This is a genomic window from Janthinobacterium kochi (genome assembly GCF_051380715.1).
Classification (GTDB): Bacteria; Pseudomonadota; Gammaproteobacteria; order Burkholderiales; family Burkholderiaceae_D; genus Janthinobacterium.
Genome location: NZ_JBNYXO010000001.1, coordinates 630892 through 655796 on the forward strand (window position 1 = coordinate 630892; position 24905 = coordinate 655796).

A 24905-nucleotide genomic window follows, 5' to 3' on the forward strand; every position below is an offset into this window, starting at 1 on the left:
TGGGCTTGAAATCCGGGTAAATCTTACGACGCCAGTTCTATAAAAGCTGAGGCCGTGTCCAAATGTCAGACCTGACCCCGGCCCACGGCGGACATAGTACCGACACGTAAATCTGGAAAATGGGAAGTATAATTTTATTGGAATACTAGCAAACGACGTTTGCCGTTTATTCAGAATTGTGCGAAGTACCGACAGTAATGTTGTCAAAGGAGCAGCAATCATGGAAACTAATCGACTTCATCGCGGCCGCCTGATTGACCACATACAGCTTGTGGTACGCGATCTTAAGGCAAGCGAAAACTTTTACAAGGCGGTCATGTCCGTGTTGGATATACCGGTTCTCAGCACCGGAAATGAGTACTTCGTGGCCGATGAGCTTGTCGTATCCTCCTCAAATAGTGAGACAGCTTTGGGCAAGTTGACTGGGAGGCATCATCTAGCTTTTCAAGCGAAAGATCGCGCGACAGTTGATGCCTTTTACAACGCTGCGTTGGCGCACGGAGGGCACGACAATGGCGCACCCGGCGTGCGGGCCTACCATCCAGGATATTACGCTGCCTTCGTACTCGACCCCGATGGGAACAATATTGAGGCCGTGTACCAAGGCGTAGCAAAGCGCAGCGCGCCGTCAGTTACCATTGATTTCTAAATCCGGTATGCGTGCGAGCGAGGGTCATGCGAGCGAGGGTCAGGTCCGGTCCGACAATCGGACAAAAGCTTAACCGTTCGTGCTTCAAAGTAGGGTGAATTTCATGACACCATTCCTATAAAAACTGAGGTCGTGTCCAAATGTCAGACCTCGGCTTTCTGTGCCCCCGGCTTTCTGACCCTGGCTTTCGGTCCAGCCGAACTGGTGGACTTTGAGCCCAGCGGTCAGGAGCACCGCGTTGCCATATATTATCTCCTTGAGGCGTAATCATGGCGTAAATCTGGCGTAATCGCTACTGGTTTTTGTCGGGTTTAATCTGGATTAAGGGAAATGCTGGCACGTAAAAAAAGCCACTAACCCGTTGATTTTATTGGATTTAGTGGCTTTTTCGATGCTTCTGAATTCTGTGCGCTGGTGCCCGGAGCCGGAATCGAACCGGCACGCCCTTACAGGCGGGAGATTTTAAGTCTCCAGTGTCTACCAGTTTCACCATCCGGGCAGCGCGGCGAGATTCTAGCACAGGTGATGCCCGTCATGCCATCTTGTGCCTGAGCGATGGTCTCGCATGCAGCGCCAGGTATCCGCCGTGGCGGGAGAAAAATGCTGTCCGGTTTGCACCGGACAGCCTGATTTTATCTATCCGCCATCAAAACGTCGCCTTGAACTGCACCCCATACGTGCGCGGTTCGTTGATGATGCCCGTCAGGTTGTCGAAGTCGATGGCGCCCAGTGACTGGATCTGGTTGGTGATGTTGCGGCCATACGCGGAGAGTTCGTATTTGTCCCATTTGTAGCCGACGCGCAAGCCGCCTTCGAGCAGTTCCTTGGCCTTGTATTCCTTTGCTTCATACAGGAAGAAGTTGTAGCTGGTGCGATAGGCCCAGTCCGTGTAGGCGTAGAACTCGCCATTGGCGACGGGAATGCTGTATTTCAGGGTGAAGTTGGTTTGCCATTCCGGCGCGCGCGGCAGAGGGTTGCCGTCGATGTAGGCCGTGCCCTTGAATGGGCCCAGCGGGTCGGTGACGGTGCAGCCGCTGGCCGGGTTGTTTTGCGCGTTGCCGCAGCTTTGCACGAACAGTTTCTTGTCCTGGATCTCCGTATGGTTGTAGCTGCCACCGAGGGTCATGCTGAGCGAATCGCTGAGGTTAGCCTGGAAGTCGAGTTCCACGCCACGGCCCGTGGCCTTGTCGGCGTTGATCAGCTGATTCATGTTGACGGCACCGCTGCCGGCCGTCAGTTGCTTGTCTTTGACACGGTACTGGAACACGGCCAGGCTGAGGCGTGCGCGCTTGTCGAACAGGTCTTGTTTGATGCCCGCCTCGACGGACAGCGCTTTCTCGGCGCCCGCAAACGAGGGGCGGTCGGCCAGGCCGTTCAGGCGTCCCTGCATCGACGGCGCGCGGTAGCCGGTGGCGATGCGCGCGTAGGCATTGGTTGCCGGCGTCAGCACATAGGTGCCGCTCAGGTCCCAGCTGACGTTGTGCGAGGTGTCGTGCAGGTTGAACGGGCCGGCCGTGGTCGCTTCCACGCGCTTGGCCGAGAAATCCTTCTTGTCGCTCGTGTAGCGCAGGCCGGCGCGCAGTTTCAGCGCGTCCGAGACCGTGTAGTTGAGCGAGCCGAAGGCCGCATATGACTTCGAGCTCTGGTTTTGCGTGGCGTAGGCGCTGTTCTGTGGATTGCCGGGCGCCAGGCTGTCAAAGCTGATGCTGTCGATCTGGATATCTTCCTTGAAGTAAAACAGGCCGCCTATCCATTGCAGCGGGCCGCGGGCAGACGATTCGGCGCGAAATTCCTGCGAAATCTGCTTGTGCTTGGGGATCACGTCGGCCGTTTCCACGACGAAGGGGATGAAGCCGGGTCCCATCGGCGGCGCGTACACGGCGCCATAGCCGCCGTCGACGTCGGCGCGGCTGAAGAAATCGAGCTTTTCGTAGCCGGTGATGGAATGCAGGGTGACGCCAGGCAAGTCCCATTTCAGGCGCATGCTGCCGCCCTTGGTTTTCAGGTGCTGGCGGTTGATGCCATCGGTAGGGTAGGAGCCATAATCGAAATTGTCGACCAGGTCATTCGTGCCCTGTTTCAGGATGTTGGCGCGGAACAGCGTCGCCGTGCCATCGAGGTTGCGCGCATGCACATTGAACAGGGCGGTGAAGTCGCGCGTGGGCTTGACCAGCACTTGCAGGCGGGCGGCGCTGTCTTCATAGCCTTCGAAGTCGCGCGTGCCGGTGGGGCGCGGGTTGTGCACGCGGTCGTCGCGGCGCTGCGTCTGGCCGGAAAAGCGCAGGGCCACGGTGTCGCTGACGGGTACGTTGAAGGCGCCTTCCAGGTTCTTCATGCCATCCTTGCCGAAGCCGCCGCTCAGGTAGCCTTCCGTCTTGAAGACGGGCTTGGCGGAATCGAACTTGATCACGCCGGCCGGCGAGTTGCGCCCGAACAGCGTGCCTTGCGGGCCGCGCAGCACCTCGACCTGGTCCACGTCAAACACGGGAAAGCCCTTGAGCATGGCGTTTTCCTGCACCACGTCATCCATCACCAGGCCCACGGGCTGCGAGGCATTCAGGTCGAAGTCGGTGTTGCCCAGGCCGCGAATGTAGAAGCGGGGAAAGGTGCGGCCGTAATCCGACTCGACCGAGACGCTGGGCGAGCGGCTGTTGAGAAAGCGGATATCGGCGCCGCCGGCCGTCAGAGTGTCGAGCTTGTCGCCTTTCAGGGTGGCGATGGACATGGGCACGTCCTTGATGTTTTCCGCGCGCCGCTGCGCCGTCACGATCACCGTTTCCAGTTGGCCAGGGCCGGCCTGTGCTGCCGGAGCGGCTGGCGCCGGGATGCTGTCCTGCGCCTGCGCCATCGCTTGCAGGGGAAAGGCGGCAGCGATTGCCAGGGCAATCAGGGTGTGGCGTATTGTGCTGGCATGCGGTGTCATCATGTAACGGCTCCTGTCGGTCTAGGTTATTGGGGCATGCAAGCTGGCGCTGGCCAGCTGAACGAAAAATCATGCTAGCACGGAAAGTTTTGGTATTCCTGCCATTTTCCAGCGAGAACTATTCATATCCGTTTCGACTGAATACGCGAATAAAATCGTATTTGTCGTCAATATCGGGCGGGTGCATAGTGGGGTGCCGGCAGGCCTGCGCGAACGCAGAGAGGCCGGGCATGGCGATGGCGTTTCCTGCGGTAGCGTAAAAAAAGCGGGTGCATTTTGTCGTAGTGCCGGGATCAGGGCGCAGGAAATACAACAGTTACCGTGGATTTTTTTCGTGAGGGGATTGTTGTTGCAACGCGACAGGGAAAGCGCCGTTTGCGGCTTTCCCCTGTGCGTGTGACGCGGGGCATGCGTGGACGCATGCCCGTACCTGCTTAAAACTCTTCCCAATCGCCAGCCGTCACCGCTTCTGCTTGCACCGCGCGGTGCTTTGCCGGCGCGGCCTGGCGCTTGACGGTGCCGCTGGCCGGTGCCAGGCGCAGCGGCTTGTGGCTGACGCGCGCTGGCGCTGGTGCGGCCGCAGGGGCTGCCGCATGGCCGTCGTGTATCTTGAAGATGCTCACAGTTTGCACCAGGTTGCTGGCCTGGTCGCGCAGGGATTCCGCGGCTGCCGCCGCTTCTTCCACCAGTGCCGCGTTTTGTTGCGTGACGCTATCCATCTGGGCCACGGCCTGATTGATCTGCTCGATGCCGGCGGACTGCTCCTGGCTGGCCATCGTGATTTCGGCGATGATGTTGCTGACGCGGGCGACGCTGGCGACCACCTCGGACATCGTCGTTCCCGCTTGCGCCGCCAGCCTGGCGCCGGCATCGACGCGGCTGACGGAATCGTCGATCAGCGTCTTGATTTCCTTGGCCGCGCTGGCGCTGCGCTGGGCCAGGCCGCGCACCTCGGTGGCGACGACGGCGAAGCCGCGGCCCTGTTCGCCGGCACGCGCCGCTTCCACGGCGGCATTCAGGGCCAGGATATTGGTCTGGAAGGCGATGCCGTCAATGACGCTGATGATGTCGACAATCTTGCGCGACGATTCGCTGATCAGGTCCATGGTGCCCATCACTTGGCCCACCACGGCGCCGCCCTTGCTGGCGACGTCCGATGCGGTTGTCGCCAGCACATTGGCTTCGCGGGCATTTTCCGCATTCTTGCGCACGGTGCTGGTGAGTTCTTCCATCGAGGAAGCCGTTTCTTCCAGTGAACTGGCTTGCTGTTCCGTGCGCTGCGACAGATCGTTGTTGCCGGTGGAAATCTCCTCGGCGGCCACGGACACCGTGTCGGAATCCTGGCGCACGGATGAGACTACCGAGGTCAGCGACACCTGCATGCGTTGCAGCGCCGACAGCACGCTGACGCTATCGTGCACTGCAACGTTGAGTTTTCCGGTCAGGTCGCCGCTGGCAAGCAGGCTGACGGCGTCGCACAGCTGGCGAGGTTCGGCACCAAGTGCCTTGAGCAAGTGGCGCGTGATGAGCCAGCCAGCCAGGGCCGCCAGCACGATGGACAGCACGCTGGTGCCGATGAGGATGTTCCGGTTGAGAATGTACTGCGCGTCGTCTTCCTGCAGGATGAGGGCGGAGCGCTGTTCCGTCAGGGCGAAATATTCATCGCTGGCGGTGACGAGAGCGGCCAGCAGCGGACGGCATTCCTCGTTCATCTTGACGATGGCTAATTCGGTTTTCTTTTGCAGCGCCAGGTCCACGATGGCCAACGCCACTGGGGCGTAGCGTTTTTCGATGCTGTCGATCTTGTTGATGCTGCTGCGCTCCTTGTCCGATACCTCCGGCTGCTGTGCCAGTTGCAGCAACTGCTGCATGTTCTTGGCGACATTGGCGTGCGCCTGCAAGATGTGTTTGCGTTCGATTTCCAGCTCTTCCGGCTTGGTGAGCAGCACCAGGTTCCGGGCCGCGACGGCACGCATGTCGATCGCGTCACGCACGCGGTGCGCCGTATTGGCGCGGGCCGTGATGCCGTTGACATACTGCTCAAAGCCGGCGTTGAAAGTGGAAAAACTCCGCACCGACAGGACCGAGATGCCGATGAGGAAAAAGACCAGCAGGCCGAATGCCAGGGTCAGTTGCTTGCGAACAGTTAAGTTATCCATGATGCCGCTCCCAGAATACGTTGTGAAATTAGAAAGGGCGCTCGCGTGGTGCCGGCAGCCATATATTGCCGCGCAATGAGCCGCGCTTTGCGCAGTGCTTCTCTATCCAGAACACGGATTCGTGGTGTGAGGATCGGCTTACTTAAAAAACTGATTTTGATAAATAATTTGGTTTATTTAATAAATTCATTTTTACATATAAGTTTCAGTAAAGCAATGATTCTTTCGTGCCAAAAAACAACTTTGTGACACGCAAGGCTTGTTCCGGCGCCGCCGGAGCGGGCACGGGAAAGCATCTGGGGGAGGAGGATCAGGCGGATTGGGCGTGCCCTGGTGAAAAACCATGTGCCAGCGTGCAACGCGCTACTTCCACAGCAAACTGCGAAAGCTGCCGCTGCCGCTGCCGCTGCGGGCGGCAGGCAAGCAAGGCAAGCGCATCGGCCAGCTAGCGGGCCTGAGTAAGGTTCGTTGCCAAGGTCTTCAGATGGGAAACGCGCCCGCGCCCGAGACATTCAGGCAGGCGACCTTGTCGCTGGAAAAGTACTTGATTTGCCCCAGGCCGATGGCGTAGCAGCCGTCGCTGAGCGGGGAAATGGGGCCGGTGAGTTTTTCACCGCTGATCAAGGTTACCACCCAGGGCGTGGTGGCCGGTTTGCCCGCGTGGGCCAGTGCGTGTTGTACCAGGTCTGACATATTGCCTCCATTGGAAGTCAAAACCCGATGATAGCAGTGCAAGGTGTCGGATAGCCGCTGGATTGACGACACCAAGGGCGGGCGCTTTACGCGTCGGCCAGCAAGTTCTTCGGCAGGGCGACCGACACCAGTTTCCAGCGCCACAGGCCGTCGCGCGTCAGGGTCAGCTCGCCAATGTGGCTCTTGCTGTGGGCGCGCTGTACGACGACGCTGTCCCAGGAAGTGTAGCGCAGCTTGTAGTCGGGTTTGGCATTGCGCTTGCGACCGCTGATGTCGCTGACCTTGGCGATCGGTTTTTCATAGCGGTCATTGAGCTTCATCAGGGCGACGATGCCTTCAGGCATCAGCATGGTATCGAGCAAGGGGGCGATGACGTCAGGGCTGATGTCGTCGGCTACTTCCGGTGCCGAGAACAGGGCATGCAGTTGCTGCCCCAGGTTGCCGCGCAGCTGCGCCAGGTCGATTTGCGCAGCCAGGGCCTGGGTATCCTCATCCATGGTTGCCGCGCGAATCTTGTTCATGGTGAAATATGGGCTGCCATAGAAGGCGCCGGCCAGCGCGACCAGTGCCACTAGAGCGAGAAGCAACATTCTTTTCATCGTGCAATCTCTCGGATGCCTGGCGACCCGGTGCGCCTGAAGTGTTAGCATTCTACATAATATTTCTCAAAATCAATATGATGGTTAAGGTAAGTGTTGTTTTAGATCAAGTTTCGTCAGAGTAATTCTGGCGGCAAGGTAATGTCTGTCAGTTTCCAATCCCAGATGCCATGCCGGCGCAGCAAAAACTGGCTGGCGGCGGGGCCGGCGCCGCTGCGCCGCAGCACCACTTCGTTCCACGAGCGGTACGCCATGCCGAAGTCGTGGCGCTTGCCATCGGCCCCTTGCTTGCCGTGCAGGATCAACAGCGTAATGCCGGGCGGCGAGACGATGGTGTCGAGCATTTCCTTGAAGTCCTCTTCATTGGCCGTTTCGCCGGCCGCCCGCAACTGGTGCGCCACGCTGGCGCGCACGGCGGGCAGGTCGGCCTGCTGCGCCAGGTTTTCCAGGCGCACGGATTTCGCCGCGATGCTGATGCGGTACATGGCGATGTAGGGGCTGACCCAGGTGAAGCCGATGGCGGCAACGCTAAAAATGATCGCGGTGGCGTACTTTCTTTTCATGGTCCGTGTTTTTGTATGAGCTGTGCCGCCGTGATTTTACCCGGCCAGGGGCGGTGGATGGTGTAGCATTCGTGCCGGCGCGGACCATCGCGCCGCAATATTGAGGACAACCATGAATATCACTATCAATCAGGTGCTGCAGTCGTATATCGACCCGCTCACCGCCAGCGAATACGCGGCGCTCGAGCGCAGCCTGCTGGCCGAAGGCTGCCGCGACGCGCTGGTGCTGTGGAACGACGTGCTGATCGACGGGCATAACCGCTACGCCATCTGCCGCCAGCACGGCATCGAATTCAAGACCATCCAGAACACCAGTTTTACGTCGCTCGACGACGTCATGCTGTGGATGATCGACAATCACCTGGCGCGCCGCAGCGTGTCGGACTTCCAGCGCGGCGTGCTGGCCCTGCGCAAGAAGGAAATCGTCGCCGCGCGCAGCCCGGCCCCGGTCAGTGCCCAGGATGCGCCGGACGGCGAAAACGCGCCAAAACCTGCCATGAGCACGCGCGAAGAGGTGGCCAAGGCGGCGCGCTTGAGCAGCAACCAGATCAGCCAGATCGAGAAGATCCAGAAAGCGGCTGCGCCGGAACTGGTGGAAGCGGTCCGTTCGGGCACGATATCGATCAACGCGGCGGCCACCGTGGCGTCCCTGCCGCCGGAAGAGCAGGTGGCGGCCGTCGCCGGCGGTAAAAAACTGCTGCGCCAGGCGGCCAAGGAAATCCGCGAACAGCGCGCCGCCACGCGTACGCCGCGCGAGCCGAAGGTGCATGTATCGCAGGATACGCCGGAGACGGGCAATGAGCCGTGGGCCGAGAACGCGGCCAGTGCGCCGTCCGAAGCGGAGCGCTTGCGCGGCGAGATCGCCAGCCTGAAACAGCGGGTGGCGCAGTTGCAGGCGGAAAATGTGGAACTCAACCAACGCATCGCGACGCTGATCGACGCATCCTGATTACTTGAGTAGTTAATGCTGGCTCGCCGCGCCTTACGCGTCGGGCAACTGGGGTGCGCTGGCCGCTTATGGCCAGAGCGGCGATTCGCGCTCGCCCCACTTCCGGGACCAGGCGGCCATGTATGCGCGCGGCGAAGTCAAGGACGTGCTGTTTTATCCCGGAGCAGGTGGAGCTACGCCTGGAGCGCCGCTACCACCGTGGAAAATAGCGGCTGGGCCGATCAAATCGCGTCCAGCGCCGTGCGCAAGTCATGGCGCAGGTCTTCGATGTCCTCGATGCCTACCGACAGGCGGATCAAGCCATCGCCGATGCCCAGTCTGGCCCGCTGCTCGGCGGGAATGCTGGCGTGCGTCATCAGGGCAGGGTGCTCAATCAGGCTTTCCACGCCGCCCAGGCTTTCAGCCAGGGCGAACACTTCGCAGCGCTCGAGGAAGCGGCGTGCGCCTGCCAAATCCGTATCGAGGTTGATCGAGATGATGCCGCCAAAACCATCCATCTGGCGCTGCGCCAGCGCGTGCTGCGGATGCGAGGCCAGACCCGGATAAAACACGGTTTTCACTTCCTTTTGCTGCTCCAGCCACTGCGCCAGCGCCAGGGCGCTTTCGCAATGGCGCTGCATGCGGATGGCCAGCGTTTTCACGCCGCGCAAGGCGAGGAAGCTGTCGAACGGCCCGGCAATCGCCCCCACCGAGTTTTGCAAAAAGCCCAGCTGCTCGCGCCATTCGGCCTGGCGCGCTTCCGCGCCGACGATGGCGATGCCGCCGATGATGTCCGAGTGGCCGTTCAAGTACTTGGTGGTCGAATGCACGACGATGTCGAAGCCATGTTCCAAAGGGCGCTGCACCAGCGGGCTGGCGAAGGTGTTATCGGCCACGGCGATGATGCCCCGTGCGCGGCAGATGTCGGCAATCGCGCGCAAATCCGCCAGTTTGAGCATGGGGTTGGTGGGCGTTTCCACCCACACCATCTTCGTTTCCGGGCGCAGCGCGGCCAGCAGGTTTTCCGGCTTCGTCAGGTCGACATAGGTAAATTCGTGGCCGGCCGAGCGGCGGCGCACGCGCTCGAACAGCCGGTAGGTGCCGCCGTACATATCGTCGCCGGCGACGATATGGCTGCCCGCATCGAGCAATTCTAGCACGGACGAAATGGCGGCCAGGCCCGAGGCAAACGCGAAGGCCGCGCTGCCGCCTTCCAGGTCGGCCACGCAGCGTTCCAGCGCCCAGCGCGTGGGGTTGTGCGAGCGGCCGTAATCGAGTCCCTTGTGCACGCCGGGGCTGTCCTGCACGAAGGTGGAGGTGGCGTAAATGGGCGGCATGATGGCGCCCGTCGACGGGTCGGGCGACTGGCCGGCGTGGATGACGCGGGTGGCGAGATGGCTTTTGCGGGGAATTTGCTGGCTCAAGATAGTGTCCTGCGTAAGTGGTTGAGAAGGTCGAAGCGGGTGATCAGGCCATAGAAGGCAGTATCGTCGGCGACGACGGCCGTCAAGCCCCGGTCCAGCGTGGCGCGCAGGGCAGGTAATCCCGCAGAGGGCGCCAGCGTTTCAATTTGCGTCGTCATCGTGGCGCCCACCAGCGACGCGAAATGGGCGTCGTCGCTCGATACGTGCAGCAGCAAGTCCGATTCGTCGAGGATGCCGACCAATTGGCCGCCGTCGATGACGGGCAACTGCGCCAGGTCGCCCGAGCGCATGCGGTTGAAGGCCGTGAGCAGGGTGTCGCCTGGCGCCACGCTGACGACGTCGCCCTCGTCGTAGCGGCGCCCGATCAGGTCGCGCAAGTCGCCCGACACGGCCCGCTGCAACAGGCCCTGGTCGCGCATCCAGCCGTCGTTATAGACTTTGGATAGATAGCGCGTTCCCGTGTCGCAGACAAAGGTGACGACGCGCTTCGGCGTCGTCTGTTCGCGGCAGTATTTGAGGGCGGCGGCCAGCAGCGTGCCGGTGGACGAACCGCCTAAAATGCCTTCGGCGCGCAAGAGGGCGCGCGCGGAATCAAAACTTTCCTGGTCCGTGATGGTGTACGCCTTTCGTACGCTGTCCATGTCGGCGATCGAGGGAATGAAATCTTCGCCGATGCCTTCGACGGCCCACGAGCCGCTCGTGTCCGACACCTTGCCCGTGTCGATGTATTCCGTGAGGATGGAGCCTTGCGGGTCGGCCAGCACGAATTCCAGTTTCGGCTGCACCTTGCGGAAGTAGCGCGTCAGGCCCGTCAGGGTGCCGGACGAACCGACGCCGACGACGATGGCGTCAACGTCATGGCCAGTTTGCTCCCAGATTTCGGGCGCCGTCGTCGTTTCGTGGGCCAGCGGATTGGCGGGATTGTTGAACTGGTCGGCAAAGAAGGCGCCCGGCAGTTCGCGCGCCAGGCGCGCCGCGTAATCCTGGTAGTACTCTGGATGGCCCTTGCCCACGTCCGAGCGCGTGGTGTGCACTTCCGCGCCCAGGGCTTTCAGGTGCAGCACTTTTTCTGTCGACATCTTGTCGGGCACGACGAGAATCACGCGGTAGCCCTTGATGCGGCCCACCAGGGCCAGGCCGATGCCCGTGTTGCCGGCGGTGGCCTCGACGATGGTGCCGCCCGGCTGCAAGCGGCCGTTCGCTTCGGCCGCTTCGATGATGGACAGGCCGATGCGGTCCTTGATGGAACCGCCGGGATTTTGCGATTCCAGTTTCAGGAACAGATGGCACGGTCCCGTGGCTAGCCTGGTCACTTCGACCAGCGGGGTATTGCCGATCAGCGTGTATAGCGCTGGCGGCTGGGATGGGGATGGCATTCGATCATTCATGGTGGCTCCTGTCAGAGAAACAGCCGCTCCGGATTGTGTCCCGAGCAGCCTTCCGTGCCGCGCAGTGTAGGCGGGTGGACGAGTGCGGCGAACGAATGTTTATATGCTTGCATATGCGCCCTGCGCATATCGGCGGCAAGGTGCGCGATGCGAGTATGCGCCGTTTTTTGTCCGCTTGCCGCGCCAAAGGCAGGACTATTAAGGTGCCGCAAGTCCTCCATTGCGATTTATAATCACGCCTCGAAAAGGGACTAAACAGTATCCTGAAAACCAGATAAACAGGGCAGGCGGCAGTGGCAAAACTATATTTCCGGTATTCCGCGATGAACGCGGGCAAGTCGACGGCCTTGTTGCAAGTCGCGCACAACTATGAAGAGCAGGGCCAGCAGGTGCGCCTGTACACGGCCGCCATCGACAGCCGCTACGGTGTGGGCAGAGTCACCTCGCGCCTTGGTCCGCAGCGCCAGGTCGATATCTTCCATGCCGACACGAACTTCCTCGACGATATTCCCCAGGTCGCCTGTTTGCTGGTGGATGAGGCGCAATTTCTCAGCACGGCCCAGGTGCAGCAACTGCACCAGTTGGCGCAAGTGAAGGGCGTGCCCGTCATCTGCTACGGCTTGCGCACGGATTTCAAGGGCGAGCCGTTCCCCGGCTCGGCCTATCTGCTGGCGCTGGCCGACGATATCGAGGAATTGAAGAATATTTGTACTTGCGGCAAGAAGGCCACGATGAACATCCGCGTGGATGAGCAGGGCCGCCGCATCAAGGAAGGCGAGCAGATCAGTATTGGCGGCAACGAAAGTTACCGCCAGGCGTGCGGGCGCTGTTTCTACTCGTAGGCTTATTCAGCGACGGGCGCGCCCACGTCGGCATCGTCCGCCAAGGCCAGGTCGCCCCGCTCGAAGGCGGCGAGAATCTCATTGGCGCGCGCCACATCGTGTTCACGCACCATGACGCGGGCGCCGCCAATGGCGGCTGCCAGCAGCATGTCGGCCTGCATGTGCTGGTCGTCCGTCAGCAGCACGTCGATGCCGGCCGCTGCGAGGCACCCGCGGATGACGTGCGCATCCGTGGGGATCATCAGCCGGGCAATTAAAACGTAGTCGTCGTGCATGGTGCCTCCTGGCAAGGTGGATTCGTCCCCATCTTAGCACCCGGATTGCACTTACAGCTTGAACACGCCCACCACTTGGTTCAGCTCCTGCGCCTGCTCCTGCAAGGCGTCGGCGGCCGCGGCCGCTTCTTCCACCAGGGCCGCATTCTGCTGGGTCACCTGGTCCATCTGGGCGATGGCCTGGTTGACTTGCTCGATGCCGCTGCGCTGCTCGTCGCTCGCCTGCGCGATCTCGGCCATAATGGTGCTCACTTGCTGCACGCTGGACACCACGGTATCCATGGTGGCGCTGGCCTGGCTCACTTGCGCGTGGCCCAGGTCCACCGTGCTGGCGGATACCTGGATCAAATCCTTGATGTCTTTCGCTGCGGCCGTCGAGCGCTGCGCCAGGGTGCGCACCTCGGTGGCGACGACGGCAAAGCCGCGTCCCTGCTCGCCGGCCCGCGCCGCTTCCACGGCCGCGTTCAAGGCCAGGATATTCGTCTGGAAGGCGATGCCGTCGATGACGCCGATGATGTCGGCGATCTTGCCCGACGAGCTGCGGATGGCGTCCATGGTGCTGGCCACCTGCGCCACGGCCGCACCGCCTTCGGCCGCCAGGGTCGACGAATCGCGCGCCAGCTTGCTTGCCTGTTGCGCGTGATCAACGTTCTGCCGTACGGTCGAGCTCAGTTCTTCCATCGAGGCGGCCGTTTCTTCCAGCGAGCTGGCTTGCTGTTCCGTGCGGCTCGACAGATCCAGGTTGCCGTTGGCGATTTCACCGGACGCCGTGGCGATCTGCGCGGCGCTGCCGCGCACATTGCTGACCACTTGCGACAGGTTGTCGCTGATGCGGTTCATGGCGCGCAGCAGGCGGCCGATTTCATCATGGCTGCTGGTGTCTAGGTGCACCGTCAGGTCGCCGGCGGCGATTTGCGCGGCGGCCGTTTCGGCGGCGGCCAGCGGGCGCGACACGAGGGTGCGCACCAGCCAGTACAGCAGCAGGGCAAAGACGAGCAGGGCGATGAAGCCGGAAATGGCCAGCTGGTTGCGCATCTGGCGCGCTTCCAAGGTGATCTCGTCCGTGAACGTGCCGCCCGCGATGATCCAGTGCCAATCCTTGAATTGACGGTAATACAGCTGCTTTTCGCGCGCGCCGGCAGCCGTTTCACCGGGCGCCGTCCACGTATAGCGCATGGCGCCGTTTTTCTGCGCCAGCATTTCCTGGATGAACAGGCGGCCATCGCTGGCCTTGAACTCGAGCGCGCTCTTGCCTTCGCTGTTCGGATGCAGCACCAGGTGGCCGTAATTGGCGCCGGGGGCCGTGTCGACGATATAGATGTAGCCCGTCTGGCCGATCTTGACCTGGCGAATCTTCTCTTTCAGCATAGCCAGATTCTTGCTGATATCGAGGCCGATGAACAGCACGCCCACCACCTTGCCGCCCGCATCGCGCACGGGATCATACTGGGTGATGTATTGCTTTCCAAACAAGGTTGCCATGCCAATGAAGCGTTGGCCCGCGCGCAGCGGTGCATAGCTGGGGTGGTTGTGGTCGAGCAGGGTGCCGATGGCCCGTTCGCCATCCTGCTTTTTCAGCGAGGTGCTGATGCGCACGAATTCATCGCCGTTGGCGGCAAAGATGGTGGCGATCACGCCCGTTTGCGCCGTGTAGCGGTCGACCAGCGCCGTGTCGAGGTTGAGCACCTTGCCGCCATTGGCCAGGGCAGGCGTGGCCTTGCCGGCCACGGCCACCATGGCGCCCGTGTCGACCGTGAACGGGCCGGGAAATTCAGCCGCGAACAGGCGGGCGAAGCTGGCCGCCTCGTTGACCATGGCGGTATGAAACACTTCCGTGGTCGTCATGACGCTATTGAGTTCGCTGGTGACGGCCGCTTCGGCGCGCTGTTCCAGGGTAGACGAGGTGCGGATACTGATCAAGGTCGTCAGGCTGGCGAGGATCAGGCTGACGAGCGCAAACGTGAAGACGGTAATCTTGCCGCCGACACTCCAATGGCGGGGGGAGAACGAAATTGTAGGCATAGTGTGAGTCTGGCAAAGGGTAATCAGCTCGGCCATTCCTGGTCATGACATGACACGCGGGGAGGGGATCTGGTGGGGAATGCGCTTGAAACGGGGGCGTGCCGGCTCGGGAGCCGCGCACAGGCAAGCAAAATTTCAGGGCGCGATGATAACATGTAGATTGCGTTTCATTACTAAGTGTTTCCCGCAGGAATCATATCTTTCGCATAAAAACATCATCTGCATCAAGGATTGCCGCAACGTCCCATTGACTTTTTAAATTTTAATGGCGGAGCTTGATATTCATCGCTGACGGGCGATGCGATTTCTCACGAATGTTTCACTTTGTAATGAATGAGACGGCGCCTTTAATTCGCGTTTAAGCTTCCAGGAAGAAACTGATATTCCATGGGAGCCTGCCAGGCCGTATCCTGTAGAATAATATGCAGACCAGTCGTGTATTCCCCTTACTGTCTTGCTGGCTGGCGCATGTTTATCTGCGCCGCCTGGAATTGATTCAACTAATTTTCGGAGAAGCCGATGAAGAAGCAAATGATGCTGGTCACCCTGGTGCTCGCCCTGTCAGCCCACGCTGGCGCAGCCCAGACGGACAAGAGCGCCGCTCCTCCGCTACCCATGAAGCCGCTGGCCCAGCAAACGCAGGCCGCCTTGTGGGCATCGCGCGTATTGACGCGCGTCCATTACAAGGCCACGCCGCTCGACGACGCCATGTCGGAGAAAATCTTCGACCGTTACTTCAAGTCCCTGGACGCGGAAAAACTGTTTTTCGTGCAGGCCGACGTCGACCGTTTCGCGCCGCTGCGCACCAGGCTCGATGACGCCATCATCAATGAAGACCTGACGGCGCCGTTCGCCATCTACAACCTGTATCAGCAGCGTTTCGACGAGCGCATGGCGTATGCGCGTGAATTGCTGAAAACGAAGTTCGACTTTGCCGCCGACGAGAGCTATCAGCTCGACCGCGAAAAGGCTGCCTGGCCGAAGAACGACGAGGAAGTACGCGACCTGTGGCGCAAGCGCGTCAAGAATGACTGGCTGCGTCTTAAACTGGCAGGCAAGGAAGACAAGGCCATTCGCGAGACGCTGGACAAGCGCTATGAAAGCTACACGACCCGTTCGCGTAAGCTCAACAGCGAAGACGTGTTCCAGATCTTCATGAACGCTTACGCCATGTCGATCGAACCGCACACCAATTACCTGGGCCCGCGTGCCTCGGATAACTTCGACATCGCCATGCGTTTGTCGCTCGAAGGCATCGGTGCCGTGCTGCAGACGCGCGATGAATACACGGTGGTGCGCGAAGTCGTGCCGGGCAGCCCGGCAGGCTTGTCGGGCAAGCTGAAAGTAGGTGACCGCATCGTCGGCGTGGGGCAGGGCGAAAGCGGCCCCATCACCGAGGTGCTGGGCATGCGCATCGACGACGTGGTGCAGCTGATTCGCGGCGCCAAGGATTCCGTGGTGCGCCTCGACATCTTGCCGGCCGACGCCGGCCCGGATGCCAAGCACGTGGTCTTGCCGCTGGTGCGCAAGAAAATCAGCATGGAAGAGCAGGCGGCGAAGAAATCGATCATCGAGGTGCGCGACAATGGCGTCAAGCGTCGCATCGGCGTGATTGCCTTGCCGACGTTCTACCAGGACTTCGAAGCGCGGCGCCGTGGCGACAAAGACTTTAAAAGCGCCACGCGCGATGTCACCCGCTTGCTGGGCGAGTTGAAGAAGGATAAGGTCGACAACGTGCTGATCGACTTGCGTAACAACGGCGGCGGTTCGTTGAACGAAGCCGTCGAACTGACGGGCCTGTTCATCGACAAGGGACCTGTCGTGATGCAGCGCAATGCCGAAGGCAAAGTCGAGGTGGAAAGCGATACCAGTGCCGGCCTGGCCTGGGATGGCCCGATGGGCGTGCTGATCAATCGTGGCTCCGCCTCGGCCTCCGAAATTTTCGCCGCCGCCGTGCAAGACTATGGCCGTGGCGTCATCATCGGCGAAGGCAGCTTCGGCAAGGGCACGGTGCAGACCCTGTTCAACCTCGACCGCTTCGGCGGCAGCGAGAAAGCCCGTTTCGGCGAGCTGAAAATGACCATCGCGCAATTCTTCCGCATCAATGGCGGCACCACGCAGTTGCGCGGCGTGACCCCCGACATTAAGCTGCCGGCCATGTCGGACGCGGAAAACTTCGGCGAATCGAGCTATGACAATGCCCTGCCATGGGTGGCCATCAAGCCGGCGCAATACATGCCGACGGGCGACCTGAAGGATATCGTGCCGCTGCTGGACAAGAAACATGATGCGCGCGTGGCCAAGGACAAGGATTTCCAGTATTTGCTCGATGACATCGCCCTGGTCGTCAAGCAGCGCAAGGAAAACCAGATTTCGCTCAATGAAACCGTGCGCCGCAAGGAGCGCGATGCCCAGGAAGCGCGCGCCAAGGCGCGTGAAAAACGCCTGATCGCGCAGATTTCGAATCCTGCCGAGGACTTGGTGGTGATTCCTGATCCGAAAGACGTGCTGAAGGGTGCGAAAGCGGCCAGCAAGACGGCCAGGCAGATCGCCGCCGTGAAGGGCGCCTTGCGCACCGACGACGGCTTGCAGGGTGACGAGCGCGCGCTGAGTGCCGAACTGGACGCCGAAACGGCCGCCAAGAGCGCCAAGGACGTGCTGCTCAATGAGGCGGCGCGCATCCTGGCCGACGAAGTGGCGCTGATCAAGGCCGATACTCGCATGGCATCGAAGGTCTTGCCATATGGCGCGGACACCAAGGCAACGCCGGTGACAGCAGCGAAGTAAGGCTTGTTGTGGCGTGAAGAACCGGCTCCTTGCGGAGCCGGTTTTTTTTCGTCCCGATCAGTTATCTGTTTGACGTATTTCTATCATTCCAACAATCAATTGGATTGATATGCCGCGATGCAGCATAATGCACTTGTCTCCTCTATTCTCCTCCAAGAAAATAGATTCAGCCCGCTCTCGTAGCGGGCTTTTTTTTACCTCAGATTTTGTGCGTGGGCAGTTGTACGTCGGGCTGGGCACCCAGCAAGGCCGTGATCCAGCTGGCAAACGCCTGCAGCTTGGGCGTGGCCAGCCGCCCTTGCGGCGTCAACAGCGACATGGGCATCGGCGTCGGCGGGTGATCGGTCAGCACGGCCATCAGGGCGCCGCTGTCGAGGTGCTCGCGCACCTGATACAAGGCCGATTGCGCCAGTCCCAGCCCTTGCAGCGCGCAATCGACGCTGGCGTCGGCATCGTTGACGGCGATGGGGCCGGCCATCTGCACGCGCACGACCTCCTTGCCTTGTTGAAAATCCCAGTCGAAGGCGCGTCCCGTGCGGCCCGAGTAATGCATGACGCCGCTGTGCGTGGCCAGGTCCGCCAGGGTGTGCGGCGTGCCGTGCCGCGCCAGATAGGCGGGCGTGGCGCATGTGACAAAGCGCATCAGGCCGACCTGCTTGCCGATGAAGGCGGAATCTTGCAAGGTGCCCACGCGCAAGGCGCAGTCGATGCCTTCCTGCGTCAGGTCGACCAGGCGGTCCGTCAGGCTCAGCTGCAATTGCACGTCCGGATAAGCGGCATGGAATTGTGCGATATGGGGGATGATCAGGCGCCGGCCCACCGTATTGGGCAGGTTGATGCGCAGCAAGCCGCGCGGCTTTGTCGCGTCGGGGCCACGGAACGCCAGTTCCGCCGTGTCGACGGCCTTCAGGATGTCGATGCAGTGGCGAAAGTACTCGGCCCCTTCCGGCGTCAGGGACAAACGGCGCGTGGTTCGCTGCAGCAATTGCGTGCCCAGGTAGGCTTCCAGCTTTTGCAGGGTGGCCGTCAGCGCGGCGCGCGGCAAATTCAAGGTCTCGGCCGCCTTGGAAAAGCTGTTGGCTTCAACGATGCGCACGAAGGTCTGCATGGCCTTGATCTTGTCCATGGGATGGTTTCCGTTTTAATTGTTCATCTTATGTGAAAAGTGTAAGTGGATTATGCCCTAATTATCTTTGGCTCAGGTTTGCCTAGAATGGCAACATCCCTATCGAACCGAGGAAACAACATGAACAAGGCCTCATCTTCTGCTGCCCACGATATTTCACCCGCCATGGTGCTGCTGCTGGCCGTCGCTTCCGGCCTGATCGTGGCCAATCTGTACTACGCGCAAACCCTGGTCGGGCCCATCAGCGCCTCGACGGGTTTGTCGGCCAAGGCCGCCGGGCTGATCGTCACGCTGACGCAAGTGGGCTACACCCTGGGCCTGCTGTTTGTCGTGCCCCTCGGTGATTTGCTGGAAAACCGCCGCCTGATCATCACGGCCCTGCTGGTGACGGCCACCGCCCTGGTGGCGGCGGCCCTCTCCACGGGCGCCGTGGTGTTCCTGGCCGCCGCGCTGGCCATCGGCCTCGGCTCCGTGGCGGCGCAAGTGATCGTGCCGTTTGCCGCCCACCTGTCGCAGGAAGCGACGCGGGGCCAGACGGTGGGCAAGGTGGTCAGTGGCTTGTTGCTGGGCATCATGCTGGCCCGTCCCGTCGCCTCGCTGGTGGCGGCCCACGCCAGCTGGCACGTGGTGTTTGGCGGCGCCGCCGTGCTGATGCTGCTGCTGGCGCTGGTGTTGCGCCGCGCCTTGCCCGTGCGCCAGCCTGTCTCGAACATGAAATATCCGGTCCTGATGGCTTCGCTGTGGCACTTGCTGCTGGGCACGCCCGTGCTGCGCCGCCGCGCCGCCTACCATGCGGGTCTGTTTGGCGCCTTCAGCCTGTTCTGGACCGTCACGCCGCTGGTGCTGGCCAGTTCCGCGTTCGGCCTGTCGCAAACGGGCATCGCCGTCTTTGCCCTGGTGGGCATGGCAGGCGCCGTCGCCTCTCCCATCGCCGGCCGCCTGGCCGATGCGGGCCACACCTCGCCGGCCACGGCTGCCGCGCTGGCGCTGGGTATCGTCGCCTTTGCCTTGCCCATGTTCGCACCAACATCGAAGCACCTGGCGCTGGGTTTGCTGGTGGTCGCTTCCATTGTGCTTGACATGGGCGTGGCGGCGAATCTCGTGCTGGGCCAGCGCGCCATCTTCAGCCTGGGCGCGGAAGTGCGGGGCCGTCTGAACGGCCTGTATTTCGCGCTGTTCTTTGCCGGCGGCGCGGCCGGTTCGGCCATCGGCGCCTGGGTGTATGCCAGCTACGGCTGGCAGGCAACTTTGCTGACCGGCATGGCGTTTCCGGGCCTGGCCCTGCTGGTGTGGTTGGCAGAATTCTTGCCGCTGGCCATGCGCCGCCCGGCTTGAAACCCTGATGCCCGCTCATTATCACTGACAGGAATTTCTATCATCATGAATATAAAGTGGCGTGATATGCCGCGATGCCGCAAGATGCACTTGTCTCCTCTATCTCCTCCAAGGAAATAGATTCAGCCCGCTCCCGCAGCGGGCTTTTTTTTGCCTGTTGAAATTAAATCACCAGCAGATCGAGCGCGCGCATGAAGTTGGCCGCTTGCGCGTGCGTGATGACGGCGCCTTTCAGCAAGGCCGCTTCGCTCAATTTAAAACCGTCGATATCGGCGCCGCGCAAGTCGGCACCCTGGAACTTCGCCAGCTTGATCGTGGCATTGCGCAAGCTGCCCCCTTCGAAGACGGCGTCGCGGAAGTCGCAGCCGGCCAGATAGGCATCGGAAAAATCGAGCTGTTTCAAGATTGCCTTGCGGAACGAGAAACCGCGCAAATCGGCGCCCACCAGCAGCGTGTCCTCGAAGGTGAGGCCCAGGTGGGCCGCTTCCTCGAACGAGGCTCCCGTCAGCTTGCAGCCGCGGTAGTTGACCGAGGCCAGCTTGGCGCGCCGCCATTTCGTGTTGTTCAGGTCGCAGCCTTCAAACGTGGCGTCGACGGCGTCGACGGATTCGAAATCGGCGCTGCCGGCCCGGCAGCGGCGCCAGGTGCTGCGCGCCAGCTTGCTGGCGAACAAGCTGGTTTCGGCAAAGGTGCAGCGCTCGAAGGTGCAAGCTTGTAAATCGAGGCGCGACAAGTCTTCGCCGTCGAAGGCGCAATCGATGAAGTGGTGCACTGGCAGGGCCAGCTGCTGCTCGATGCCGGCGCGGTCGAGGGTCATGCCGGTTACGGCGGTGTCGTGTGTTGCCATCCGTCTCATTCCTAAAGTAAAAAAGCAGGGGAGGGATGGCGCGGCGGAAAGATGCACGAACCAGAACACCTCCCCGGCCGGTGTAACAGCCAAAGGTCAGCGCCGTGGGTCCGCGTGGGCGGGAGCATGCTGGACGGTGCCAGGCACTTACCGGGTTACCCACCGGTGCGCTCATTTTCGATCAGCCTGCATTGTAACGGCTCTACTACACCCTTGCCAGTGCTGGATAAACCGGGTTAGTATCGTTGCAGGCGCACTCATTGCGCCAACGTCGCTCGGACGGATCCGGGCGCTTACGTACAGAGATAACCATGACCGATAGCCAAGCTCCGCGCAGCTTTTCGCGCATCAATCGCCTTCCCCCCTACGTTTTCAATATCACCGCCGAGCTCAAGATGGCCGCGCGCCGCCGTGGCGAGGACATCATCGACATGTCGATGGGCAATCCCGATGGCGCCACGCCGGCCCACATCGTGGACAAGCTGATCGAAACGGTGAAACGCCCCGATACGCACGGTTATTCCGCGTCAAAAGGTATTCCGCGGCTGCGCCGCGCGATTGCGCACTGGTACAAGAAGCGCTACGAGGTCGACATCGACCCGGACAGCGAAGCCATCGTCACCATCGGCTCGAAAGAGGGCCTGGCCCACTTGATGCTGGCGACACTCGACCGTGGCGACACGGTGCTGGTGCCCAACCCCAGCTACCCGATCCATATCTGGGGAGCCGTGATCGCCGGCGCCGACATCCGTTCCGTGCGCATGGGGCCGGGCGTGGATTTCTTTGCCGAATTGGAACGGGCCATCCGCGAAAGCTACCCGAAACCGAAGATGATGGTGCTGGGCTTTCCGTCCAACCCCACGGCGCAATGCGTGGAACTGGAGTTTTTCGAGCGTGTCGTGGCGCTGGCAAAGCAGCACAATATTTTGGTAGTGCATGACCTGGCGTATGCCGATATCACCTTCGACGGCTGGAAGGCGCCGTCCATCATGCAGGTGCCCGGTGCGCGCGATGTGGCCGTCGAGTTTTTCACCATGTCGAAAAGCTACAACATGGCTGGCTGGCGCATCGGTTTCATGGTGGGCAATGCGGAACTGGTGTCGGCCCTGGCGCGCATTAAGAGTTACCACGACTATGGCAGTTTTACGCCCGTGCAAGTGGCTGCCATTGCGGCGCTGGAAGGCGACCAAAGCTGCGTGACGGAAATCTGCGCCCAGTACCAGCGGCGCCGTGACGTGCTGGTCAAAGGCTTGCATGAAGCGGGCTGGATGGTGGAGAAACCGAAGGCCTCGATGTACATCTGGGCGCATATCCCGGAAGCGTATCGCCACCTGGGTTCGCTGGAGTTTGCCAAGCTGCTGCTGCAAAAAGCCAAGGTGAGCGTCTCGCCCGGCATCGGTTTCGGCGAATACGGCGATGAATACGTGCGCTTCGCCCTGATCGAAAACGAGGCGAGGGTGCGGCAGGCCTTGCGGGGTATCAAGAATATGTTGCGTTCTGGCGACGGGAAAGCGGAGGCAGCAGCGTAAAAGTTGCCGCATGGAATGATCTGTTGCCCCTAATATCACTGCCGCGTATTTCTGACATCACGAATATAAAGTGGTTTTATATGCTGCAACGCGGCATGATTCAGCTGTCTCCTCTATCTCCTCCAAGGAAATAGATTCAGCCCGCTCCCGTAGCGGGCTTTTTTTTGCCCGTCGCCATCACACCGTGCAGGTAGGCGATGCCGTCGTCCGTTTCAGCGGGGCGGGCGTGACCCGCGCAAGACGGCCAGATGCGTTTGAGCATGATTTCACATGAGTATTATTCATTGATATATAAAATATTATCATTATTTTTAATGGATGGAACCTTCTATGATGTGTGCATACTTCATAAGGAGCACCGTCATGACCGTCACGACACACAATCTGGGTTACCCGCGCATCGGCGCCAAACGCGAACTGAAATTCGCCCTGGAAGATTACTGGAAGGGCCAAAGCAGTCTGGACGCGCTGGAAGGCCAAGGTGCCGAATTGCGCCAACGCCACTGGCAAGACCAGAACGCGCTGGACCTGGTGCCCGTCGGCGACTTTTCTTTTTATGACCAGGTGCTGGACCTGAGCTTTATGCTTGGCAACCTGCCACAGCGCGTGCGTGGCCTCAGCGGCGCGGCGCTCGACAACTATTTTCGTGTGGCGCGTGGCCGCTCGGCCAGCGACAGCGATTGCAGCTGCGTCCACGCCGGTGAAATGACGAAATGGTTCGACACCAATTACCACTACATCGTGCCGGAATTCGCCGCCGACACGCAATTCAAGCTCGACAGCATCCGCCTGTTACAGCAGCTGGCGCAAGCGCGCCAGCTCGGTGTGAAAGCCAAGCCGGTACTGATCGGCCCCGTCACCTATTTGTGGCTGGGCAAGACCAAGGATGATTCCGACAAGCTGGCGCTGCTGCAAGGCTTGCTGCCCGTCTACGTGCAATTGCTGCAGGAACTGGCCGCGCAAGGCGTGGAATGGGTGCAGATCGATGAGCCGATCCTCGTCACGGAGCTCGACAGCGCCTGGCAGCAGGCGCTGGTCACGGCTTACGATGCCTTGAGCAAGGTCAATAGCGTCAAATTGCTGCTGGCCACGTATTTCGGCAAGCTGCAAGATAACCTGGCGCTGGCGTGCAAATTGCCGGTGCAAGGCTTGCATCTGGACGCCATCAACGCCCGCGATGAAGTAGGGCAAGTGATCGCCCAATTACCCGCCACCAGCGTGCTGTCCCTGGGCGTGGTGAACGGCCGCAATATCTGGAAGACGGACTTGAACGAAGTGCTGGCATGGCTGGAACCCGTGCACCGCAGCCTGCAGGCGCGCCTGTGGATCGCCCCGTCGTGCTCGCTGCTGCACGTACCCGTCGACCTGAACAATGAGCAAAAGCTGGACGCCGATATCCAGTCCTGGCTGGCCTTTGCCCGTCAAAAACTCGATGAAGTGCACGCCATCGCTGGCGCCCTGAACCAGGGCCGCGCCTCCGTGCAGGCGGCGCTGGACGCCAATCTCGCCGCCGTGCAAGCGCGCCGCCAGTCGCCGCGCGTGCACAATCCGCAAGTGAAAGCAGCCGTGGCGCGCATCGATGCCAGTCTGGGCCAGCGCGCCAGCGGCTATGCCGTGCGTGCCGCCAAGCAAGCTGCACTGCTGCAACTGCCACTGTATCCGACGACAACCATCGGCTCCTTCCCGCAGACGGCGGAAATCCGCCAGGCGCGCAGCCAGTTCCGCAGCGGCCAGCTGGACGAAGCCAGCTACAAAAAGCTGATGCAGGCGGAAATCGCCCATTGCGTCAAGGAACAGGAAACCCTGGGCCTGGACGTGTTCGTGCACGGCGAAGCGGAACGCAATGACATGGTGGAATACTTTGGCGAACAGCTAGATGGCTACACTTTCAGCCAGTTCGGCTGGGTGCAATCGTACGGTTCGCGTTGCGTGAAACCACCGATCCTGTTCGGCGACATCAGCCGCCCCCGTGCCATGACGGTCGAGTGGAGCACCTACGCCCAGTCGCTGACGGACAAGCCGATGAAAGGCATGCTGACGGGTCCCGTCACCATCCTGAACTGGTCCTTCGTGCGCGACGACCAGCCCCGCTCCGTGTCGTGCTACCAACTGGCGCTGGCCATCCGCGCCGAAGTGCAGGACCTGGAACAGGCCGGCATCCGCGTGATCCAGATCGACGAGGCGGCGCTGCGCGAAGGCTTGCCACTACGCAAGTCGCAATGGGCCGAATACCTGCGCTGGGCCGTCGAATCGTTCCGCATCACGGCCAATGGCGTGGCCGACGAAACGCAAATCCACACGCACATGTGCTATTCGGAATTCAACGACATCATCGCGCAAATCGCCGACATGGACGCGGACGTCATCACGATCGAAACCTCGCGTTCCGACATGGAATTGCTGGACGCCTTCGATGACTTCAACTATCCGAACGAAATCGGCCCTGGCGTCTATGACATCCACTCGCCCAACATTCCAAGCCAGGAACAGATGGTGAAACTGATGCGCAAGGCGGCCGAGCGCATTCCCGCGCAGCGCCTGTGGGTCAACCCCGATTGCGGCTTGAAGACGCGCGGCTGGAAAGAAGTCATTCCTGCGCTGGCGAACATGGTGGCGGCGGCAAAAACTTTGCGCGGCGATAACGTCGCATGAGGCAGGCGGGGGAAGAGGGCAGATATAGGGAATAGCTATTTCTATCATCACAACATGCAATTGGATTGTTATGCTGCAACGCGGCATCATTGCACCTGTCTCCTCTACTTCCTCACAGGAATTAGATTCAGCCCGCTCCCGCAGCGGGCTTTTTTTTGCCTGTC

General features: G+C 61.0%; 19 protein-coding genes, 1 tRNA gene and 1 pseudogene. 8 read left to right on the forward strand and 13 right to left on the reverse strand.

Translation table 11 applies throughout. The annotated features are described in order from the left end of the window. Positions 1-220: 220 nt before the first annotated feature. On the forward strand, positions 221-649 hold the full coding sequence (locus ACQ4WL_RS02985) for a VOC family protein (RefSeq protein ID WP_436507972.1): 429 nt from the start codon (positions 221-223) through the stop codon (positions 647-649). Positions 650-1061: 412 nt separating this feature from the next. On the opposite strand, the gene ACQ4WL_RS02990 is transcribed toward ACQ4WL_RS02985, so the two are convergent. The 6 genes from ACQ4WL_RS02990 to ACQ4WL_RS03015 form a co-directional block, all read right to left on the reverse strand. After that, positions 1062-1148, reverse strand: a tRNA-Leu gene (locus ACQ4WL_RS02990). 147 nt (positions 1149-1295) lie between these two features. Continuing rightward, positions 1296-3575, reverse strand: a complete 2280-nt coding sequence (locus tag ACQ4WL_RS02995) for a TonB-dependent receptor (protein ID WP_436507974.1) — start codon at positions 3573-3575, stop codon at positions 1296-1298. Positions 3576-4006: 431 nt separating this feature from the next. Further along, on the reverse strand, positions 4007-5731 hold the full coding sequence (locus ACQ4WL_RS03000; protein WP_436507976.1) for a methyl-accepting chemotaxis protein: 1725 nt from the start codon (positions 5729-5731) through the stop codon (positions 4007-4009). A gap of 480 nt (positions 5732-6211) precedes the next feature. Continuing rightward, a complete protein-coding gene (locus ACQ4WL_RS03005; protein WP_010399127.1) occupies positions 6212-6424 on the reverse strand; it encodes a hypothetical protein in 213 nt (70 codons plus the stop codon). 86 nt (positions 6425-6510) lie between these two features. Beyond that, the gene (locus ACQ4WL_RS03010) at positions 6511-7014 is read right to left on the reverse strand and encodes a DUF2939 domain-containing protein (RefSeq protein WP_436507979.1); all 504 of its coding nucleotides are present in this window, start codon (positions 7012-7014) and stop codon (positions 6511-6513) included. Positions 7015-7139: 125 nt separating this feature from the next. Next, positions 7140-7586, reverse strand: coding sequence for a DUF2939 domain-containing protein (locus ACQ4WL_RS03015; protein WP_436507981.1), 447 nt, complete (start codon positions 7584-7586; stop codon positions 7140-7142). Positions 7587-7698: 112 nt separating this feature from the next. Here ACQ4WL_RS03015 and ACQ4WL_RS03020 point away from each other — a divergent pair, with 112 nt between their 5' ends. Both ACQ4WL_RS03020 and ACQ4WL_RS03025 read left to right on the forward strand, forming a co-directional pair. Next, positions 7699-8535 (forward strand): hypothetical protein, encoded by an 837-nt coding sequence (locus ACQ4WL_RS03020; RefSeq protein WP_436507983.1) that lies wholly within the window; start codon positions 7699-7701, stop codon positions 8533-8535. 58 nt (positions 8536-8593) lie between these two features. Next, positions 8594-8647: pseudogene (locus tag ACQ4WL_RS03025) on the forward strand (hypothetical protein); the annotation flags it as partial. A 109-nt stretch (positions 8648-8756) separates the two neighbouring features. On the opposite strand, the gene ACQ4WL_RS03030 reads toward ACQ4WL_RS03025, so the two are convergent. Then, positions 8757-9938, reverse strand: coding sequence for a trans-sulfuration enzyme family protein (locus tag ACQ4WL_RS03030; RefSeq protein WP_436507985.1), 1182 nt, complete (start codon positions 9936-9938; stop codon positions 8757-8759). Then, complete coding sequence (locus ACQ4WL_RS03035) at positions 9935-11326, reverse strand: pyridoxal-phosphate dependent enzyme (protein ID WP_436507987.1); 1392 nt, start codon at positions 11324-11326, stop codon at positions 9935-9937. The genes ACQ4WL_RS03030 and ACQ4WL_RS03035 overlap by 4 nt, the downstream gene beginning before the upstream one ends. Before the next feature lie 293 nt (positions 11327-11619). On the opposite strand from ACQ4WL_RS03035, the gene ACQ4WL_RS03040 reads away from it, so the two are divergent. Further along, on the forward strand, positions 11620-12168 hold the full coding sequence (locus ACQ4WL_RS03040) for a thymidine kinase (protein ID WP_034755172.1): 549 nt from the start codon (positions 11620-11622) through the stop codon (positions 12166-12168). 2 nt (positions 12169-12170) lie between these two features. Here the strand turns inward: ACQ4WL_RS03040 and ACQ4WL_RS03045 are convergent, their stop codons facing one another. Together ACQ4WL_RS03045 and ACQ4WL_RS03050 are read right to left on the reverse strand one after the other, a co-directional pair. After that, positions 12171-12443, reverse strand: a complete 273-nt coding sequence (locus ACQ4WL_RS03045) for a putative signal transducing protein (RefSeq protein ID WP_436507989.1) — start codon at positions 12441-12443, stop codon at positions 12171-12173. Positions 12444-12494: 51 nt separating this feature from the next. Next, on the reverse strand, positions 12495-14465 hold the full coding sequence (locus ACQ4WL_RS03050; RefSeq protein ID WP_436507991.1) for a methyl-accepting chemotaxis protein: 1971 nt from the start codon (positions 14463-14465) through the stop codon (positions 12495-12497). Between the two features lie 519 nt (positions 14466-14984). On the opposite strand from ACQ4WL_RS03050, the gene ACQ4WL_RS03055 reads away from it, so the two are divergent. After that, positions 14985-17252 carry a carboxy terminal-processing peptidase gene (locus ACQ4WL_RS03055; protein ID WP_436507994.1) on the forward strand — a complete coding sequence of 756 codons (2268 nt, stop codon included), beginning with the start codon at positions 14985-14987 and terminating at the stop codon, positions 17250-17252. Positions 17253-17451: 199 nt separating this feature from the next. Here the strand turns inward: ACQ4WL_RS03055 and ACQ4WL_RS03060 are convergent, their stop codons facing one another. After that, a complete protein-coding gene (locus ACQ4WL_RS03060) occupies positions 17452-18378 on the reverse strand; it encodes a LysR family transcriptional regulator (RefSeq protein WP_436507996.1) in 927 nt (308 codons plus the stop codon). Positions 18379-18498: 120 nt separating this feature from the next. Here ACQ4WL_RS03060 and ACQ4WL_RS03065 point away from each other — a divergent pair, with 120 nt between their 5' ends. Continuing rightward, positions 18499-19713: an MFS transporter gene (locus tag ACQ4WL_RS03065; protein WP_436507997.1), complete on the forward strand. Its 1215-nt coding sequence runs from the start codon at positions 18499-18501 to the stop codon at positions 19711-19713. Between the two features lie 163 nt (positions 19714-19876). Here ACQ4WL_RS03065 and ACQ4WL_RS03070 read toward each other — a convergent pair whose 3' ends face one another. Further along, complete coding sequence (locus ACQ4WL_RS03070; protein WP_436507999.1) at positions 19877-20560, reverse strand: pentapeptide repeat-containing protein; 684 nt, start codon at positions 20558-20560, stop codon at positions 19877-19879. Positions 20561-20871: 311 nt separating this feature from the next. Between ACQ4WL_RS03070 and alaC the strand changes: the two genes are divergently transcribed. Beyond that, positions 20872-22089 carry an alanine transaminase gene (gene alaC, locus ACQ4WL_RS03075; protein ID WP_436508000.1) on the forward strand — a complete coding sequence of 406 codons (1218 nt, stop codon included), beginning with the start codon at positions 20872-20874 and terminating at the stop codon, positions 22087-22089. 136 nt (positions 22090-22225) lie between these two features. Here alaC and ACQ4WL_RS03080 read toward each other — a convergent pair whose 3' ends face one another. Beyond that, on the reverse strand, positions 22226-22351 hold the full coding sequence (locus ACQ4WL_RS03080) for a hypothetical protein (RefSeq protein ID WP_436508002.1): 126 nt from the start codon (positions 22349-22351) through the stop codon (positions 22226-22228). 101 nt (positions 22352-22452) lie between these two features. On the opposite strand from ACQ4WL_RS03080, the gene metE reads away from it, so the two are divergent. Further along, the gene (gene metE / locus ACQ4WL_RS03085) at positions 22453-24741 is read left to right on the forward strand and encodes a 5-methyltetrahydropteroyltriglutamate--homocysteine S-methyltransferase (protein ID WP_436508004.1); all 2289 of its coding nucleotides are present in this window, start codon (positions 22453-22455) and stop codon (positions 24739-24741) included. The last annotated feature ends 164 nt before the right edge of the window (positions 24742-24905 follow it).